The 17565-nt window shown below is 55.6% G+C and carries 13 protein-coding genes; 5 read left to right on the plus strand and 8 right to left on the minus strand.

From position 1 onward, the window contains the following. Nucleotides 1–30 precede the first annotated feature (30 nt). Together yiaJ and ACMGGU_RS22280 are read left to right on the plus strand one after the other, a co-directional pair. Nucleotides 31–849 carry an IclR family transcriptional regulator YiaJ gene (yiaJ, locus tag ACMGGU_RS22275; RefSeq protein ID WP_021242452.1) on the plus strand — a complete coding sequence of 273 codons (819 nt, stop codon included), beginning with the start codon at nucleotides 31–33 and terminating at the stop codon, nucleotides 847–849. Nucleotides 850–852: 3 nt separating this feature from the next. Next, nucleotides 853–1308, plus strand: coding sequence for a 4Fe-4S dicluster domain-containing protein (locus tag ACMGGU_RS22280; protein WP_420300931.1), 456 nt, complete (start codon nucleotides 853–855; stop codon nucleotides 1306–1308). On the opposite strand, the gene ACMGGU_RS22285 is transcribed toward ACMGGU_RS22280, so the two are convergent. From ACMGGU_RS22285 to ACMGGU_RS22300, 4 genes are all read right to left on the minus strand, one after another. After that, nucleotides 1292–3010 (minus strand): ShlB/FhaC/HecB family hemolysin secretion/activation protein, encoded by a 1719-nt coding sequence (locus ACMGGU_RS22285; protein WP_420300932.1) that lies wholly within the window; start codon nucleotides 3008–3010, stop codon nucleotides 1292–1294. The two genes, ACMGGU_RS22280 and ACMGGU_RS22285, sit on opposite strands and share 17 nt — an antisense overlap. Before the next feature lie 90 nt (nucleotides 3011–3100). After that, nucleotides 3101–4315, minus strand: a complete 1215-nt coding sequence (locus ACMGGU_RS22290) for a collagen-like triple helix repeat-containing protein (protein WP_420300933.1) — start codon at nucleotides 4313–4315, stop codon at nucleotides 3101–3103. 305 nt (nucleotides 4316–4620) lie between these two features. Then, the gene (avtA, locus tag ACMGGU_RS22295; protein ID WP_420300934.1) at nucleotides 4621–5877 is read right to left on the minus strand and encodes a valine--pyruvate transaminase; all 1257 of its coding nucleotides are present in this window, start codon (nucleotides 5875–5877) and stop codon (nucleotides 4621–4623) included. A gap of 236 nt (nucleotides 5878–6113) precedes the next feature. After that, nucleotides 6114–8144, minus strand: coding sequence for an alpha-amylase (locus tag ACMGGU_RS22300; protein ID WP_420300935.1), 2031 nt, complete (start codon nucleotides 8142–8144; stop codon nucleotides 6114–6116). A gap of 314 nt (nucleotides 8145–8458) precedes the next feature. On the opposite strand from ACMGGU_RS22300, the gene ACMGGU_RS22305 reads away from it, so the two are divergent. Then, nucleotides 8459–9283 carry a protein bax gene (locus ACMGGU_RS22305; RefSeq protein ID WP_048028064.1) on the plus strand — a complete coding sequence of 275 codons (825 nt, stop codon included), beginning with the start codon at nucleotides 8459–8461 and terminating at the stop codon, nucleotides 9281–9283. A gap of 39 nt (nucleotides 9284–9322) precedes the next feature. On the opposite strand, the gene xylR is transcribed toward ACMGGU_RS22305, so the two are convergent. The 4 genes from xylR to xylF form a co-directional block, all read right to left on the minus strand. Beyond that, nucleotides 9323–10501 carry a D-xylose utilization transcriptional activator XylR gene (xylR, locus tag ACMGGU_RS22310; protein WP_021242460.1) on the minus strand — a complete coding sequence of 393 codons (1179 nt, stop codon included), beginning with the start codon at nucleotides 10499–10501 and terminating at the stop codon, nucleotides 9323–9325. A gap of 33 nt (nucleotides 10502–10534) precedes the next feature. Continuing rightward, nucleotides 10535–11716 carry a xylose ABC transporter permease XylH gene (xylH, locus tag ACMGGU_RS22315; protein WP_420300936.1) on the minus strand — a complete coding sequence of 394 codons (1182 nt, stop codon included), beginning with the start codon at nucleotides 11714–11716 and terminating at the stop codon, nucleotides 10535–10537. Beyond that, nucleotides 11694–13235 carry a xylose ABC transporter ATP-binding protein gene (locus ACMGGU_RS22320; RefSeq protein WP_420300937.1) on the minus strand — a complete coding sequence of 514 codons (1542 nt, stop codon included), beginning with the start codon at nucleotides 13233–13235 and terminating at the stop codon, nucleotides 11694–11696. Before ACMGGU_RS22320 ends, xylH begins: the two co-directional genes overlap by 23 nt. 72 nt (nucleotides 13236–13307) lie before the next feature. After that, a complete protein-coding gene (gene xylF / locus ACMGGU_RS22325) occupies nucleotides 13308–14300 on the minus strand; it encodes a D-xylose ABC transporter substrate-binding protein (RefSeq protein WP_008502746.1) in 993 nt (330 codons plus the stop codon). Between the two features lie 371 nt (nucleotides 14301–14671). Between xylF and xylA the strand changes: the two genes are divergently transcribed. Together xylA and xylB are read left to right on the plus strand one after the other, a co-directional pair. Beyond that, nucleotides 14672–15994, plus strand: coding sequence for a xylose isomerase (gene xylA, locus ACMGGU_RS22330; protein ID WP_086374966.1), 1323 nt, complete (start codon nucleotides 14672–14674; stop codon nucleotides 15992–15994). Between the two features lie 61 nt (nucleotides 15995–16055). Continuing rightward, nucleotides 16056–17510, plus strand: a complete 1455-nt coding sequence (xylB, locus tag ACMGGU_RS22335) for a xylulokinase (RefSeq protein ID WP_420300938.1) — start codon at nucleotides 16056–16058, stop codon at nucleotides 17508–17510. Nucleotides 17511–17565: the final 55 nt, after the last annotated feature.

Raw genomic sequence — 17565 nt, forward strand, 5'->3', positions numbered from 1 at the left:
CATCAGGTCGCGATGAAAAGGAGCCATGTAATGAGCATGAAAGAGAGCGAAATGACGCAAGAAAAAGAGAGGCCAGCAGGCAGCCAGAGCTTGTTTCGTGGCCTGATGCTGATTGAGATCCTCAGCAACTATCCGAACGGGTGTCCGCTTGCGCATTTATCGGAACTGGCGGGGCTGAACAAGAGCACCGTGCACCGCTTGCTGCAGGGGCTACAGTCGTGCGGGTACGTGACCCCGGCACCCGCCGCGGGAAGCTATCGCCTGACCACCAAATTTATCGCCGTCGGGCAAAAGGCGCTGTCGTCGCTGAATATCATTCACGTGGCCGCTCCGCACCTCGAAGCGCTGAACATTGCGACCGGCGAGACGGTGAACTTCTCCAGCCGGGAAGATGACCACGCAATCCTGATTTATAAGCTCGAACCGACAACCGGTATGCTGCGCACGCGCGCCTATATCGGCCAGCATATGCCGCTCTACTGCTCCGCGATGGGCAAGATCTACATGGCGTTTGGCCATCAGGATTACGTGGCGAGCTACTGGGAAAGCCACCAGGAACAGATCCAACCTTTGACGCGCAACACCATCACTGAACTGAGCGCCATGTATGATGAACTGGCGGAAATTCGCGATCGCAGCATGGCGATGGACAAAGAAGAGAACGAGCTGGGCGTCTCCTGTATTGCCGTGCCGGTGTTTGATATTCACGGCCGCGTCCCGTATGCGATCTCTATCTCGCTATCGACGTCGCGCATGAAGCAGGTGGGCGAGAAGAACCTGCTCAAACCGCTGCGCGAAACGGCAGAGGCTATCTCAAAAGAGCTGGGTTTTAACGTACGCGAGGCGTAACAGATGAACCGATTTATCATGGCGGATGCGGAAAAATGCATCGGGTGCCGCACCTGTGAAGTGGCCTGTGCGGTCGCGCATCAGGACGATTTCACCGCGCAGGCTTTTACCTCCCGCCTTCGGGTGGTGAAAGGGGACGCCTGCACAACGGCGGTGGGGTGCCATCAGTGCGAGGACGCCCCCTGTGCCAACGTCTGCCCAACCCATGCCATCAGCCGTACGGCGGGCGCCTGGCTTGTTGAGCAGACGCGCTGTGTTGGCTGCAAGAGCTGTATGGTCGCCTGTCCGTTTGGGGCGATGCAGGTACGGCTGGTGGGAAACAGGGCACAAGCGCTGAAATGTGATTTGTGCCGTCATCGCGAAGGCGGACCGGCCTGCGTGGAGGCCTGTCCAACCCACGCGCTGCACTGCGTTGATCCTGTCAGTATTCGGGCTGAAAGGCTTACTGCATTTTATTGAAATTCCACGTAAACGTCAGACTGTAGCGCCAGTCTCTGTTGCGACTGTCTGTCGGAACATCCCCTACGGGTCTTGCCGCCTCAACCGTGACGCTATAGTGGCGGGTATCGCCTACCATCACGCCGGCCGCCACTGACCCGAGCCGCTGATGAGGCAAGCCGGAGGTGTTAAACCAGGTTTGCGCGGTATCGGCCAGGATGTAGGGCTGGATTGTGGCAAGCCAGGTACTCTCTTTTCGCATCTGGATATAGCGCAGTTCTACCTGCCCGCCATAGCCGTAATCACCGCTTGCTTCACTGTCCTGGTATCCACGGCCAAACCGCTGGGCACCGAAGCTAACGCGTTCGGGTTCTGGCAACGTGTTATTTGACCAGTCTCCCTCCCAGGATGTTGAAAGCCGCCACTTGTCGGCAAACAGCCAGGCTGCGTCCAGATAGCTTTTCGTGAGCGTAAAATTCATATCGGGTCTGGGGGCCGAGACGATATCGGCACCCATCGCATCCATACCCTGACGTACGTTGAGACGGCCGCTGATGCTGGCGGTTGTGAACTGATGCGCACCATTAACGCCCACTTCCAGCGCCGGATAACGCGCGTGTTGGTTGACGGAGTCCAGACGATAGGTTTTGCCCTGCAGTCTGGCCTGAAGAGCATAATCATCCTGGCGGTCGGTGTAATCAAAACCGCCGGTCAGATTAATTTGTGATTTTTGCGTCAGCAGCAGGGGATAGCCAAACGTCACGCCACCGTTGTATTGCGTTGTTTTTTGCTTCGAATCGACGCTGATATTATTCGGCAAAGAGAGCAGGGGCGAAAAATCTCGCGGATCTTCGCGGTAATAGCTGCCTTTGAGCTGCATCGTCAGCCCTTCATCGTTTAAAAACTGCTGCCAGTTGAGCCCAACATAGTTTTTTCGCGTGTTGCTATCTAACGGCACAAGCGTGGCCACGCCAAGCTGATCGCCATAACTTGTCATGTTGCTGAGCGTGCCGTTCAGCATCATTAAATCTTGCCCTTTACGGGTATCGATCGTCGAGGCGATATTCCAGCTCCGCTCCTGGTTGCCGGTTATTTGCATTGCCGCCGCGCCATAGATATTGGTTGGCAACTGTGCGTTAGCCGTGACCGGAACGTTCGGGGTGCGCGTCATCAGCTGGCTGTAGCGATCGAACGTATCCTGAGACAGCGGTTTTTCCGCCATGATTTTTTCGGACAAACGTTTAAGACGTTCGGCGATGTGCGGGTTATTACTGGTGATGTCGCTGTGAGCGACATAGCCTTCAACCAGAACAATTTTAATATTTCCCTGCTGGAAATTATTATCGGGCAGCCAGGCATAGGAGAGCGGAAAACCGTCGGCCTTATAGCACGCCGTAATATCGTTTACCAACCCGGTGAGCGTTTTTAGCGGCACGGTTTTTCCGGCGTAAGGCCTGAAGGGCTGAAGTAATTCCTGCAAGGGATAACGCGTGCCGCCAATAAACTGAATGTGATTAATGGTAATGGGCGTTTCAGGCGTCAGCGTTGACTGAGGTTTTTCTATTTTGACTTTCGGCTGCGGGACGGCCTCCGTCTGTTCGGGGGCAACGTTACGAGAAACTTGCGCCGGGTTATCAGGGTTAATAATAGAGGGCAGTGTATCGGCGCGGGCCATGCTCAGCACAACCAGCCCCGTCAGCGAAAAAAGGAAGTGGTGTTTCATCGCGCTATCCCTGTTCATCATTCCCGGTTAGGGGGAGTGTCGCTGTATAAAGCGCCCCTGAACCAGGGGCGCAGAATGACAATAAGCAGGTTACTGTTTTGGCGTCAGCAGACCGGTGGTTAACGTGTTGAGTCCGTTAATCGGGTTTGTCGTAGAAGTGTTTTGGGTTGTGCCTGCATTGGCCGTTACACCCGCAGTCAGCGTATTGAGGGTGGTATTGACCGTAGTGCTCAGGCTATTGTTTGTGGCTGTCACATTGGCATCGGCCGTCAGAGATCCTGTGCCGCTGCCTCCGGTGGTTGATGTGGGTTTCACTAGCGTACCGCTATCCGTGACCGTCTGGCCTACATTTTGAACGACCTGACCGACACCGCTAAGCCCGCTATTGCTGCTGCTAATGTTGGTCCCCACGCCGCTGACGGTGCCACCCACCTGGGTCAGCAGACCGTTGACAGGTGTGCCGAGACCCGTTGTGGTGCCCACGCTTTGCGTCACGCCTTGTACCCCGCCCAGCGTCTTGTTAGCCAGGGCCGTGGTATCGGTTGTTACCTGAGTGACCGCTGGGCTGCTTACCGTGTTGGTGAGACCCGTGCCGGTGTTACTGACCAGTTGCCCGGTGCTGTTGACCACGCTGCCCGTCAGGCCGGTTACGCCGCTGACCGGTGTTCCGGAAGTGGAACTCGCCAGGCCCGTACCTACCGTTGAAACGGTATTGCCAAGGGAGGTGACCGACGTGGTCACGCCTTTAACTGTGGTACCCACACCGTTCGGGTTGTTTGGATCGCCAACGCCAGTCGTGACGCCTGTCCCCACGGTGGACACGGCACTGCCAACACCGCTGACGGTGGTTGAAACGGTTGATGTGACGGGATTATTTGTCGGAAGCTGGCTTCCAAGGCCATCCACCGTCGATCCGACGCTGGTTACGGTTTTACCGGCATCACCCAGTATCGTATTTACGCCTGCGGTAGTGGTTCCGCCACCGCCCGTATTGCCTGTTCCGGTTCCTCCGCTGCCATTGCCTCCTGAGCCTGAGCCCGATCCTGAACCAGAACCCGTTCCGCCACCAGCGCCTGTCCCGGTACCTGAACCCGTCCCGGTACCCGAGCCGTTGCTGCCCGAACCGCCATTGTTCGCGGTCGTGCCACTTCCATCACCTGAGCCGCTGCTGCTTCCCGTCGCAGGGTTATTTTTGGCCGTTGAGTGATGAGAGCCGCCACCGCTTCCACTGCAGGCAGAAAGAGAGAACGCGAGCAGTACCGCAACAGCGATAGCGCTGATGCGACTAACATTATTAGGTAGCATATGAATACTCCACGCAAAAGAACGCCGAGCGGCGTATTAGTGAGTATATGCCCTATTTTTAAATATGCATGAAAGTGACTCTGGAAGGTATTTCCCTGCGTTGCGGAGGGTTATTTCAAAATAACAATAAGTTAAGATCTTTAATCGATGCTTAATTATTGAGGGGAAAGTTAGTGAGCGTAAATTAAAGGAATATTCCTAAGGAAACTCAAGGGGGATGATAAATAAAACGCTACAGGATATATCCTTAATATAAGATTAAGATCACGGAAAAATAAGGCTCTTCATTTGAAGAGCCTTATTATTTAACAATTGCCTTCGCGCCAGGCTTTTTCGATCTCTTCGGCGAGAATTTTAACACCCGCTTCGATTTTTTCCGGATCGGGGACGTAGTTCATGCGCATGCACTGATGGGTATGCGGCCACGGCTTATCCAGACCTGGGAAGAAATAATCGCCCGGCACCATCAGTACGCCGCGCTTTTTCAGGCGCTGGTAAAGCAGTTCGGTGGTGATAGGTAAATCCTTAAACCACAGCCACAGGAAAATTGCCCCTTCCGGTTTGTGGATAAGACAACGTTCTTCCGGCAAGTAGCGACGAAGTGTCGCGATCGTCTCCTGAACGCGCTGGTAGTAGAAAGGCTTGATCACGTCATTCGACAGACGCAGCAGGTCCTTGCGTTTGATCATTTCGCACATCATCGCCGGGCCAATGCCGCCCGGAGAAAGGCTGATAATGCCGTTCATATTGGTGATGGCGGTGATGATTTTCTCATTAGCGATGATGATGCCGCAGCGGCTGCCTGGCAGACCCAGCTTAGAGAGGCTCATGCACAGGACAATGTTCGGGTTCCACAGCGGACGTGCTTCGCTGAAGATAATGCCCGGGAACGGTACGCCGTAGGCGTTATCGATCACCAGCGGGATGCCGTGCTGATTTGCCAGCGCATCCAGCTTCATCAGTTCGTCATCGGTGATCACGTTGCCCGTTGGGTTAGTCGGGCGCGATACGCAGATCATGCCCGTCTCTTCGCCAATATGCAGGTGTTCAAAATCGACGTGATATTTGAACTGGCCTTCCGGCAGCAGCTCAATGTTTGGGCGCGCGGAGACGAACAGATCCTCTTCCAGGCCGGAATCAGCGTAGCCGATATACTCCGGTGCCAGCGGGAACAGCACTTTTTTGGTGGTGCCGTCGGCGCGACGTCCTGCGAACAGGTTAAACAAGTAGAAAAACGCGCTCTGGCTGCCGTTTGTCAGTGCAATATTCTGTGGTTCGATATCCCAGCCCAGCTCGTCACGCAGCATTTCGGCGAGGAGTGCCAGCAGTGCGGTTTTACCCTGCGGGCCGTCGTAATTGCAAAGCGCATCGGTTGCTTTGCCGCTTTCCAGCATCTGAGCGAGCAGGGTCTGGAAATAGGTATTCATCTCCGGGATTTGAGCCGGGTTTCCGCCGCCGAGCATGATTGCGCCCGGTGTGCGCAGCCCGTCGTTGAGGTCCTCCATCAGGCGAGTAATGCCTGAATGGCGGGTAAATTTGTCGCCGAAAAGTGAAAACGTCATAGCAGGTGATCTGTCGAGCTTATTTTGAAAGTGGGTAACCATAACGCTAGCACCGTGTTGGTGCAAATCGGGTGGTGTGGTCGGATTTGTTGTTTTATAGGGTGGAAGTGTGTTTTTGTAGTGAATAGTTCTGGTGGAATTCCCCTCACCCCGGCCCTCTCCCCAAAGGGGCGAGGGTGAAAGACTGCACCGTGCAATCCCCTCTCCCCTCTGGGGAGAGGGTTAGGGTGAGGGGGCTATTGATTACCCGCCCATACCACCATCACCTTATCGCCCTTGTGCTCGCGCACGAAGCCATACCCCTCTTTTAGCGACAGCGTGGTTTGTTTGCCTTCACCAATCGCCGGGTGACGGGCGCGGAACTGACCCAGCGTTTGCCAGTGGGCGACGGTTAAGGCCTGCTTGCCCGTGACGTCCTGCCAGTTCATATCCGAGCGGGTGCCCTGCAGCGGGTCGGAGCCTGTCGGCCCGAATGGACGCTCGGACTCATCCCCGTAATAGATTTGCACGCTGCCCGGTGCCAGCAGAAGCAGCTCCGCCGCGCGCTGACCCCCTTCGCGGAACAGGCGCGTATCATGGGATGAGAGGTAGCTCAGCACGTTGAAGCTTTGCAGTTTCTCCGCCATCTGCTGCCAGGTGAGATCCATATCGGCCAGACAATCCACCGCTTTTGCCGCCTGCTCCTGATAATCAAAGTTAATCATCGCGTCAAAACCGTGGCGGTAATAATCGCTCTGCATGACGCCGTGGCCCCAGGATTCCCCGGTCATCCAGAACGGTGCGTTGTCGAGCTTTTTATCCGGGTGAGCACCTTTCCAGGCGGCCAGCGCCTGGCTTGCCTGGTCTTTCAGCTGTTGCCAGGCCGCAAGCTCAACGTGTTTCGCGGTATCCACCCGGAAACCGTCGATGCCGTAGTCACGTACCCACTGGCTGAGCCAGTGGGTCAGGTAGTCGCGCGGGGTATAGCCCGGAATCGCTTTCGCGTGGGTATCGGGCTTGTGTTGATAGAAATTGGGTAATCCGGAAGGGACGGTGGATTCCGTTTTCAGGTCGGGCAGGAACGCCAGCGACATCGTTAAATCGTCGAAGCCGGGATTATCGTAATCACCGATGTCGGTACGGATCCATTTCTTGCCCCACCATTTTTCCCATGCGGCCTTGTCGCTGAAGTTGATGTAGTCGTTGAAGCTATGCCAGGTCTGGCCTGCGCCAGGCGTCCAGTCCGTCCAGCGTTCTCCCAGCGTCTTTTTCAGCTCGTCACCCTGCAGGTACAGGGCACCAAACTGAAATTCCTGCATGTCTGCCAGCGTGGCATAGCCAACGTGGTTCATGACGATATCAAACAGGATGCGAATGCCGCGCTTATGCGCCTCATCAACAAGCTGACGCAGGTCATCCTCGGTGCCCACGTTGGCATCGAGCGTTGTCCAGTCCTGGGTGTAGTAGCCGTGGTAGGCATAATGCGGGAAATCACCTTTGGTTCCGCCGCCTACCCAGCCGTGGATCTGCTCAAGCGGGGAGCTTATCCAGAGCGCATTCACTCCCAGCTGCTGCAGGTAATCGAGCTTGCTGGTCAGCCCCTTCAGATCGCCACCGTGGAACGTGCCAATCTCCTGCATGCCGTCTTTATGGCGGCCATAGCTGTTGTCGTTGCTCGGGTCGCCATTCACAAAGCGGTCGGTCAGTACAAAATAGACAGTGGCGTTTTGCCAGCTAAACGGTGCCGGCTTGTCGGTTTCGGCGCGCTCAAGCAGCAGCAGGCCGTTACTGTTGGCGGCTGGCTGCAGGGTGATTTTCCCATCTTGTACGGTCGCCGTCTGTTTACTGTAGTAGTCGCGCACGACGGAGCCTTCCGGGAAGGTATGGCTGACGTCCAGCGTCAGCGGCTTACCGTCCCACTTCGGACACTGGCGGATAACGTTGGCCACCGGCTGTTCTGTCGCGCTCTGAACCGCCAGCAGCAGGGTGGGCGTGCCGGATCGGGTATCAATCCGCATCTGGTATTCACCGTCGCGGAAAAGGCGCCACTGCGGCGGAGCGCCGTCACAGGGCTTGAGCGACAGCATCTCATTGAGTTTTATCGCGCCTGTGGGCTGCCAGCACGTCTTGTCAAAACTCAGCGTAAGAGGACGCGTACCCTTCGCAAGCTTTGCCTGGCTGGTGAAAATCCCGGTGCCCTCGGCGCGAAATGCGCCAAACCCCGGCGATGACCAGTCGGCATGTGCCAGTGCGGGTAACATCAGAAAGGCTATTGCGGTGCGTTTCATTCCTGGTTCCTGTCGCGGATTTTTTGACCAGTGTGCCAGCAGGCGGGCGGGAAAAACTCATCCCCTGTCGCTTTCTGCCAGGAGGATGCGAGAGGATGAGTGATCTTGCGCAAAATTAGGCAGTTATCTGCGATAACGCACACATTTTTCCGGAAATGATGTTTTTATGAGCAAGTTTCAGGTGACATAGTTTCGGAATTGGACTATTTCTATACGTGCTCTTGAAGTCTATTTTTGATATGATTTGAGATTCCGCTCTCAAATTTGTGAAAAAAATAAGGTGTTAGGATGATTACATCCGACCAGGAGACCTAATGATATCGACTCCCATTCGACGATATGGGGCTGCGATACTCATGTTACTCACCACGGCATTTTCGGGTGAGGTGCTTGCGAAGACGCACACGGATACAACGAGTAAGAAAGCCCACGTAATAAAGACGACAAGTAGTAAGGTTAGCAGTAAACAAGAGTATTCTCGCAATAGTGCAAAGAGTAGTTCACTTCCTGATTTGCGAAAATACCCTTCCGGAACACCAAGGAAAAAAGCGTTTCTCCGGACGGTAATGCCTTACATCACGAGTCAAAATGCCGCGATTACCGCGGATCGTAACTGGCTGATTTCCAAACAGTACGATAGCCGCTGGTCGCCGTCAGAGCGCGCGCGTCTGAAAGATATCACGAAGCGCTACAAGCTGAGCTGGAACGGTAACACGCGTCGTGTTCCGTGGAATGCTCTTCTTGAGCGTGTGGATATCATTCCGGGCAGCATGGTTGCGACCATGGCTGCAGCCGAAAGCGGTTGGGGAACGTCTAAGCTTGCGCGTAACAACAACAACCTTTTCGGCATGAAATGCGTGAAAGGCCGTTGTACGAATGCGCCCGGCAAGGTGAAAGGCTATTCGCAGTTTGAATCCGTGAAGGATTCCGTGAACGCCTATGTGGTGAATCTGAACACGCACCCGGCCTACTCATCGTTCCGTAAATCACGCGCTCAGCTGCGTAAAGCGGACCAGGAAGTGACGGCCAGTACGATGATCCACAAGCTGAAAGGGTATTCGACGAAGGGACAGAGCTATAACAACTATCTGTTCGCTATGTACCAGGATAACCAGCGCTTAATCGCCGCTCATATGTAATCTCAAAAAAACGCCTTCCACTGGAAGGCGTTTTCTTTTCTAGATCAGCACCTCGCTATGGCGATCCCGGTACTCTTTCGGCGTGGTGTCATACTCTTTGCGAAACACCGAATAAAAATATTGCAGCGACGGGTAACCGCACATCTGCGAGATTTCGTTGATCGACAGCGACGTGGAGATGAGCAGGCTGCGTGCTTTCTCCAGCTTTTCAGCATGGATAACGGCATGAATGGTTTCGCCCACCTCTTCTTTAAAACGCTTCTCCAGATTCGAACGCGAAATGCCCACCGAATCCAGTACCTGATCGACTTTAATCCCTTTGCAGGCGTGGTTGCGAATATAGTGCATGGCCTGAATAACGGCCGGGTCGCTTAAGGAGCGATAATCGGTTGAGCGACGTTCTACGACGCGAACAGGAGGCACCAGCAGGCGCTGAAGCGGCAGAGATTCTTTATCCAGCAGACGGTGCAGCAGCTTCGCCGCCTGATAGCCCATTTGACGCGTGCCCTGAGCCACGGAAGAGAGCGCCACGCGGGACAGGTAGCGGGTAAGCTCTTCGTTATCGATGCCAATCACGCACAGTTTTTCGGGCACCGGAATGTGTAAGTGTTCGCAGACCTGCAGCACGTGCCGCGCGCGGGCGTCCGTCACGGCAATAATGCCGGTTTGCGGCGGCAGCGTTTGCAGCCAGTCAGCGAGACGGTTCTGCGCGTGCTGCCAGTTTTCCGGGGCGGTTTCCAGCCCCTGATAGACCACGCCGCGATACTTCTCCTGTGCGACCAACTGGCAAAACGCGTGCTCACGCTCTACGGCCCAGCGCTTGCCACTGGTGGCGGGTAAACCATAAAACGCGAAGCGATGGACGCCTTTCTCTTTTAAATGGAGAAACGCGGCCTCGACCAGGGCATGGTTGTCGGTGGCGATATAGTGAACCGGCGGATAGTGTTCGGGCGAATGGTAGGAGCCGCCGACGCCCACGATTGGAACGTCGACGTCGGTCAGCAGTTGCTCAATGACGGGGTCGTCATAGTCGGCGATAACGCCATCGCCCAGCCAGTCTTTGATGTTCTCCAGACGGGTGCGAAAATCTTCCTCAATAAAGATATCCCACTCGGATTGCGACGCCTGCAAATATTCACCCACGCCTTCTACCACCTGACGGTCGTAGGCTTTGTTGGCATTGAATAACAACGTAATGCGGTGACGCTTTTCAAACATGGCTCACTTCCCAATTAAGTCACAATACCGTTATCAGGCCCGTCGCTTGGTGGCCGAGTCCATCCAGACTGCCAGTAAAAGAATGGCCCCCTTGACGATATACTGCCAAAACGTCGGGACGTCCATCATACTCATCCCGTTATCCAACGACGCCATGATAAATGCCCCCATGACCGCGCCCGCGACGCTGCCGATACCCCCTGCGAGGCTGGTGCCGCCAATAACGCAGGCGGCGATAGCATCCAGCTCGGCGATGTTACCGGCGGAGGGTGAACCCGCCCCCAGACGCGAGCTGAGGATCAACCCGGCGATGGCGACCATCAGGCCGTTAATGGCGAAGACCGCGAGTTTGGTGCGTTCAACGTTAATGCCCGAGAGGCGGGCAGCCTCAAGGTTGCCGCCGATGGCATAAATACGGCGGCCAAACGCGGTGCGCGTGGCCATAAACATGCCGCCCAGCAGCAAAAGCGTCAGCAGCAGCACGGGGGTCGGAACACCGCGATAGTCGTTTAAAAGCCAGATGGCGCCAAGCACAATGACGGCAGTGAGCGTCTGACGTCCCACCACCGACGTGGATGCTGGCGACGCCAGCCCCAGCGCCTGACGACGCATGCGTCCACGCCACTGCCACGCGACAAATGCCAGCAGCCCCGCCACGCCGATGGTAAAGCCCACGCCATCCGGGAGGTAGCTCTGACCAATCTGCGACATGGCCGCACTGGTCGGGGAGACGGTGGTGCCGTTAGTAATGCCGATTAAGATCCCACGGAAGGCCAGCATCCCCGCCAGGGTGACAATGAACGACGGCACTTTACGGTAGGCTACCCACCAGCCGTTCCAGGCCCCCAGTACCAGCCCCAATACCAGCGTGACCGCCACGGTCAGCGGCAGCGGCCAGCCGAGCCAGACGTCAAAAATCGCCGCCACACCGCCGAGGAGCCCCATCATTGAACCGACCGACAGATCGATTTCCGCGGAGATAATCACGAACACCATGCCGACGGCCAGAATGCCGGTGATAGCTGTCTGGCGGAGCAGGTTAGAGACGTTACGCGCGCTGAGGTACGAACCATCGGTCATCCAGGTAAAGAAGAGCATGATGACGATAATCGCCGCGATCATCACGAAAACCTGCAGGTTCAGCGTTTTTAGCCCTGCGAACGCACCGGGCGTCGGAACGGCGACTTTGATATCAGACGGGTTGCTTTTCGACATGACGTTCGCTCCTTAAAGCGGCTTCCATCACCTGCTCCTGCGTCAGGTTCTGGTTAATCAGGTTGGCTTTCAGTTTTCCCTCGTGCATGACCAGCACACGGTCGCTCAGGCCGAGCACTTCGGGTAACTCAGACGAAATGACAATGACGGCAATCCCTTGCTGTACAAGCTGATTAATCAGTTTGTAGATTTCATATTTGGCACCGATATCAATTCCGCGCGTCGGCTCATCAAGGATTAATATGCGTGGATTGAGAAGCAGGCAGCGCGCCAGAATCGCCTTCTGCTGGTTGCCGCCGCTCAGGCGGCCAATGGCCAGTTCCGGTGAGGAGGTTTTGACCTTCAATCGGGCGAGTGACTGAAGGATGCACTGCTGCTCGGCGGCATCGTCCAGGCTGCTCAGCGCGCCGGAGAAGCGATCGAGCGCCGCCAGCGTAATGTTTTTCCCCACCGCCATAACCGGCACGATGCCGTCTTTTTTGCGGTCTTCCGGCACCATGGCAATGCCGCGGGCGATCGCCTGCTGGCAGTTGTCGATTTTCACCGGCTGGCCGTCGATATAAATCGTGCCCTCCCAGCGCCCTGGCCACACGCCAAACAGACACTGTACGGCCTCCGTGCGCCCGGCGCCGACTAACCCGGCGATACCGAGGATTTCGCCGCTGTGCAGAGAAAACGAGACGTTATTCACACGCTTGATGTGGCTGTTAACGGGGTGCCACGCGGTCAGATTTTCCACGCGCAACACTTCATCACCTTTGGTGTGAGGCTCATTCGGGTAGAGCGCCGTCAGCTCGCGTCCTACCATCATGGTGATGATGTCATCCTCACTCATGCCCGCGGCTTCACGCGTGCCGATGTGCTGCCCGTCGCGGATCACGCAGATGGTGTCCGAAATGGCTTTAACCTCGTTCAGTTTGTGCGAAATGTAGATGCAGGCGATGCCGTGATTTTGCAGATCGCGAATGATATCGAGCAGTACCGCAGTTTCCTGTTCGGTGAGCGAGGCCGTGGGCTCATCAAGGATCAGCAGCCTGACCTGTTTATTGAGCGCTTTAGCGATTTCAACCAGCTGCTGTTGCCCCAGTCCCAGGTCGCCCACGCGGGTATCCGGTGAAATGCTGAGACTCACCTGCGCGAGCAGCTTTTCACAACGTAGCGTCATGGTGTCGTAATCCAGCACGCCGTGGCGGGAAATTTCGGCCCCAAGGAAAATGTTCTCCAGCACGGTGAGATGCTTCACCAGCGCCAGTTCCTGGTGGATGATGGCGATGCCTTTACGTTCGGTATCACGAATGTGAGTCGCCTGGATAACTTCGCCAGCAAAAACGATTTCGCCTTCGTAACTGCCATACGGGTAGATCCCGCACAACACTTTCATCAACGTTGACTTGCCTGAGCCGTTCTCGCCACACAGCGAAACGACTTCGCCGGGATTCAACCGGAGACTGACGTTATCGACGGCTTTCACCGTGCCGAAGCGCTTGGTGATGCTTTTCATTTCAAGTAAATAAGGCATAACTGCTCCACATAAACCGAGGGAAGAACAGTACAACGTGATGCGCCCCTGCAAAGCAGGGGCCGCGCCGGATTACAGTTCGCTCTTCTTATGGAAGCCGTCTTTAATGACGGTGGCGTCAATGTTCTCTTTATTGACTTCAATAGGGGTGAGCAGGCGAGCCGGAACGTCTTTCAGCCCGTTATTCAGCGTTGCGTCTGCTTTAGGTTGCTTGCCATTGCCCAGTTCCACGGCGATTTCCGCCGCCGTATTGGCAAGCTCGGTAATCGGTTTGTAGACCGTCATGGTTTGGGTGCCTGCGATAATGCGTTTTACGCCAGCCAGATCGGCATCCTGTCCAGAAATGGCGACTTTACCCGCCAGCCCCTGGGCGCTTAATGCCTGAATCGCACCGCCTGCGGTGGCATCGTTGGAGGCCACAACCGCATCAATTTTGTTGTTGTTGGCCGTCAGCGCATTTTCCATAATCTTCAGCGCGTTTTCTGGCAGCCAGCCGTCGGCCCATTGATCGCCAACCACTTTAATTTTCCCGTTGTCGATGTACGGTTTAAGGACCTTCATTTGCCCTTCGCGGAACAGCTTGGCGTTGTTATCCACCGGAGAGCCGCCCATCAGGAAATAATTGCCCTGAGGCACTTTGTCGATCAGGCTTTGTGCCTGTAATTCGCCGACTTTTTCATTATCGAACGAAATATAATAATCAATGTCCGCATTATTAATCATGCGGTCATAAGCCAGCACTTTTATGCCTTCTTGTTTGGCTTCTTTTACCACGTTACTTAATACCTGGCCGTTATAGGGGATAATGACCAGCACATCGACGCCGCGGTTAATCATATTCTCGATCTGCGACATTTGCGTTTCTTCGTTGCCGTTAGCCGACTGAACAAACACGTTTGCGCCGAGGGATTCCGCTTTTTTTACAAAGATATCGCGATCTTTTTGCCAGCGCTCCAGACGCAGGTCGTCAATCGCCATGCCAATTTTGACCTCTTTGGCATGACCGGCAAAACTGGCAAGCAGGAGCGTAGTGCAGAGCGTTAGGGTCAGGTTCTTTATCTTCATAATTATTAGGCCTTTTTGTAGGGGTATGTGTTGCTGAGATAAAAGAAACATTCACTGCTGAGACGCAGCAAATTTTTAACGCGGAAAGGCGGGCTGGCAATTACAGATTTTTATCTTCTCATTACGATATTTGGTTTATTTCTGAATTTATGACCGCGATCGGATTTTAAAATACGTAACGTCTTAATTACATTTGATTCTGGAATCCGCGCCGAAAAATAGTTTGTCTGCGCATTATTTTGCGAGCCAGCGCACAGTTGTGCATTCTCTCAATAGCAGTGTGAAATAACGTAATTGAGCAACCCAAAATGTCTATTCACTATTACTCCTGTATCAACGACTCGCCGCATACCCTGATTATGGAGCTCAATATGCAAGCTTATTTCGACCAACTCGATCGTGTTCGTTACGAAGGCCCGAAAACGACCAATCCTTTAGCATTTCGTCACTACAACCCGGATGAGCTGGTGCTGGGTAAGCGCATGGAAGATCATCTGCGCTTTGCCGCCTGTTACTGGCATACCTTCTGCTGGAACGGCGCCGATATGTTCGGCGTGGGCTCCTTTGACCGCCCATGGCAGCAACCGGGTGAGGCCATCGAACTGGCAAAGCGCAAAGCCGATGTGGCGTTTGAGTTCTTCCACAAGCTGAACGTGCCGTACTACTGCTTCCATGACGTCGACGTGTCGCCGGAAGGCGCATCGCTGAAAGAGTATCTGAACAACTTTGCGCAGATGGTGGATGTACTGGCGGCAAAGCAGCAGCAAAGCGGCGTGAAACTGCTGTGGGGCACGGCAAACTGCTTCACAAACCCACGCTACGGCGCGGGTGCGGCAACCAACCCGGATCCGGAAGTGTTTAGCTGGGCGGCCACGCAGGTGGTGACGGCAATGAATGCCACGCATCAGCTGGGCGGCGAAAACTATGTCCTCTGGGGCGGGCGTGAAGGCTATGAAACCCTGCTCAACACCGATCTGCGTCAGGAGCGCGAGCAGATTGGCCGCTTTATGCAGATGGTTGTCGACCATAAGCACAAAATCGGCTTCCGCGGCACGCTGCTGATCGAGCCGAAACCGCAGGAACCGACCAAGCACCAGTATGACTACGACGTGGCGACGGTGTATGGCTTCCTGAAGCAGTTCGGTCTGGAAAAAGAGATTAAAGTGAACATTGAAGCCAACCACGCCACGCTGGCGGGCCACTCTTTCCACCACGAGATCGCGTCTGCGATTGCGCTGGGCATCTTCGGCTCGGTCGATGCTAACCGCGGCGACGCGCAACTGGGCTGGGACACAGACCAGTTCCCGAACAGCGTGGAAGAGAATGCGCTGGTGATGTACGAAATCATCAAAGCGGGTGGTTTCACTACCGGCGGCCTGAACTTTGACGCCAAAGTGCGTCGCCAGAGCACCGACAAATACGATCTGTTCTACGGCCACATTGGTGCGATGGACACCATGGCGCTGGCGCTGAAAGTGGCGGCACGTATGATTGAAGACGGCGAGCTCGATAAACGCGTGGCGAAGCGTTACAGCGGCTGGAACAGTGAGCTGGGCCAGCAAATTTTGAAAGGTCAGTTATCACTAGCGGACATCGCGAAGTACGCTGAACAACATCAGCTGGCGCCGCAGCACCAGAGTGGGCACCAGGAGTTACTGGAAAATCTGGTCAATCACTACCTGTTCGATAAATAACAGCACGTAGGCCCGGTAAGCGTTAGCGCCACCGGGCATTTCTGTTAAAGGAGTCACCGTAATGTATATCGGGATCGATCTTGGCACATCGGGTGTGAAAGCCATCCTGTTAAGCGAACAGGGCGAGGTGTTAGCAACGCAGACGGAAAAGCTGCAGGTTTCACGTCCGCATCCGCTGTGGTCGGAACAGGATCCGGAGCAGTGGTGGCAGGCAACGGATCGTGCAATCAAGGCGTTAGGTGAACAGCATTCTCTGCGTGACGTGAAAGCGCTGGGGATTGCCGGGCAAATGCACGGTGCAACCTTGCTGGACAGCGAACATCGCGTGTTGCGTCCTGCGATCCTCTGGAATGACGGCCGTTGTGCGGAAGAGTGCGCGCTTCTTGAGGCGCGTGTACCCACGTCTCGTGAGATTACCGGCAACCTGATGATGCCCGGCTTTACCGCGCCCAAGCTGCTGTGGGTGCAGCGACACGAGCCGGAGATTTTCCGGCAGGTGGCGAAAGTCCTGCTACCGAAAGACTATCTGCGCTTTCGTATGACGGGCGATTTTGCTTCCGACATGTCCGATGCCGCCGGCACGATGTGGCTCGACGTGGCGAAACGTGACTGGAGCGAGGCGATGCTGGATGCCTGCCACCTGACCCGTGAACATATGCCCGCGCTGTTCGAAGGCAGCGAGGTAACAGGCACATTGCTGCCGGACGTTGCGGAACGCTGGAATATGCCTGCCGTACCGGCGGTTGCCGGGGGCGGTGACAACGCTGCGGGTGCCGTGGGCGTCGGCATGGTTGAGGCAGGGCAGGCGATGCTGTCTCTGGGAACGTCTGGCGTCTATTTTGCCGTCAGCGACGGCTATCGCAGTAATCCCGAAAGCGCGGTGCACAGTTTCTGTCATGCACTTCCGGGAAAATGGCATTTGATGTCGGTGATGCTGAGCGCGGCGTCCTGCCTGGACTGGGCGGCGAAACTCACCGGCATGACCGACGTGCCTGCGCTCATTGCGGCAGCACAGCAGGCAGATGACGCTGCGGGTGCCGTCTGGTTTTTACCGTATCTTTCTGGAGAACGTACGCCGCACAACAACCCGGAAGCGAAAGGGGTATTCTTTGGCTTAACCCATCAGCATGGCCCGGCAGAACTGGCGCGTGCGGTTCTGGAAGGGGTGGGGTATGCGCTGGCCGACGGGATGGACGTGGTCCATGACTGCGGCCTGAAACCCGCAAGCGTCACCCTGATTGGCGGCGGTGCGCGAAGCCCTTACTGGCGACAAATGCTGTCGGATATCAGCGGGTTGCAGCTGGATTTCCGTACGGGAGGGGATGTTGGCCCCGCGCTCGGCGCCGCGCGTCTGGCGCAGATAGCCATTCATCCGGAACAACCGCTTTCGCAACTGCTGCCGCAGCTTACCCTTGAGCAGGCGCATTTCCCTGACGCGGCAAACCATGCGCGGTACGCGGAAAGGCGCGCGGTATTCCGTAAAATCTATCAGCAGCTGCTGCCGCTGATGTCGTAAACACGCTTGTCCGACCGCGGCACGAGGATGTCCTTTTTTGGTCTGTGCGTGCCTT

Origin of the sequence: Enterobacter sp. BNK-8, assembly GCF_048685095.1 — a bacterium.
In the GTDB taxonomy this organism is placed as follows: Bacteria; Pseudomonadota; Gammaproteobacteria; order Enterobacterales; family Enterobacteriaceae; genus Enterobacter; species Enterobacter quasiroggenkampii.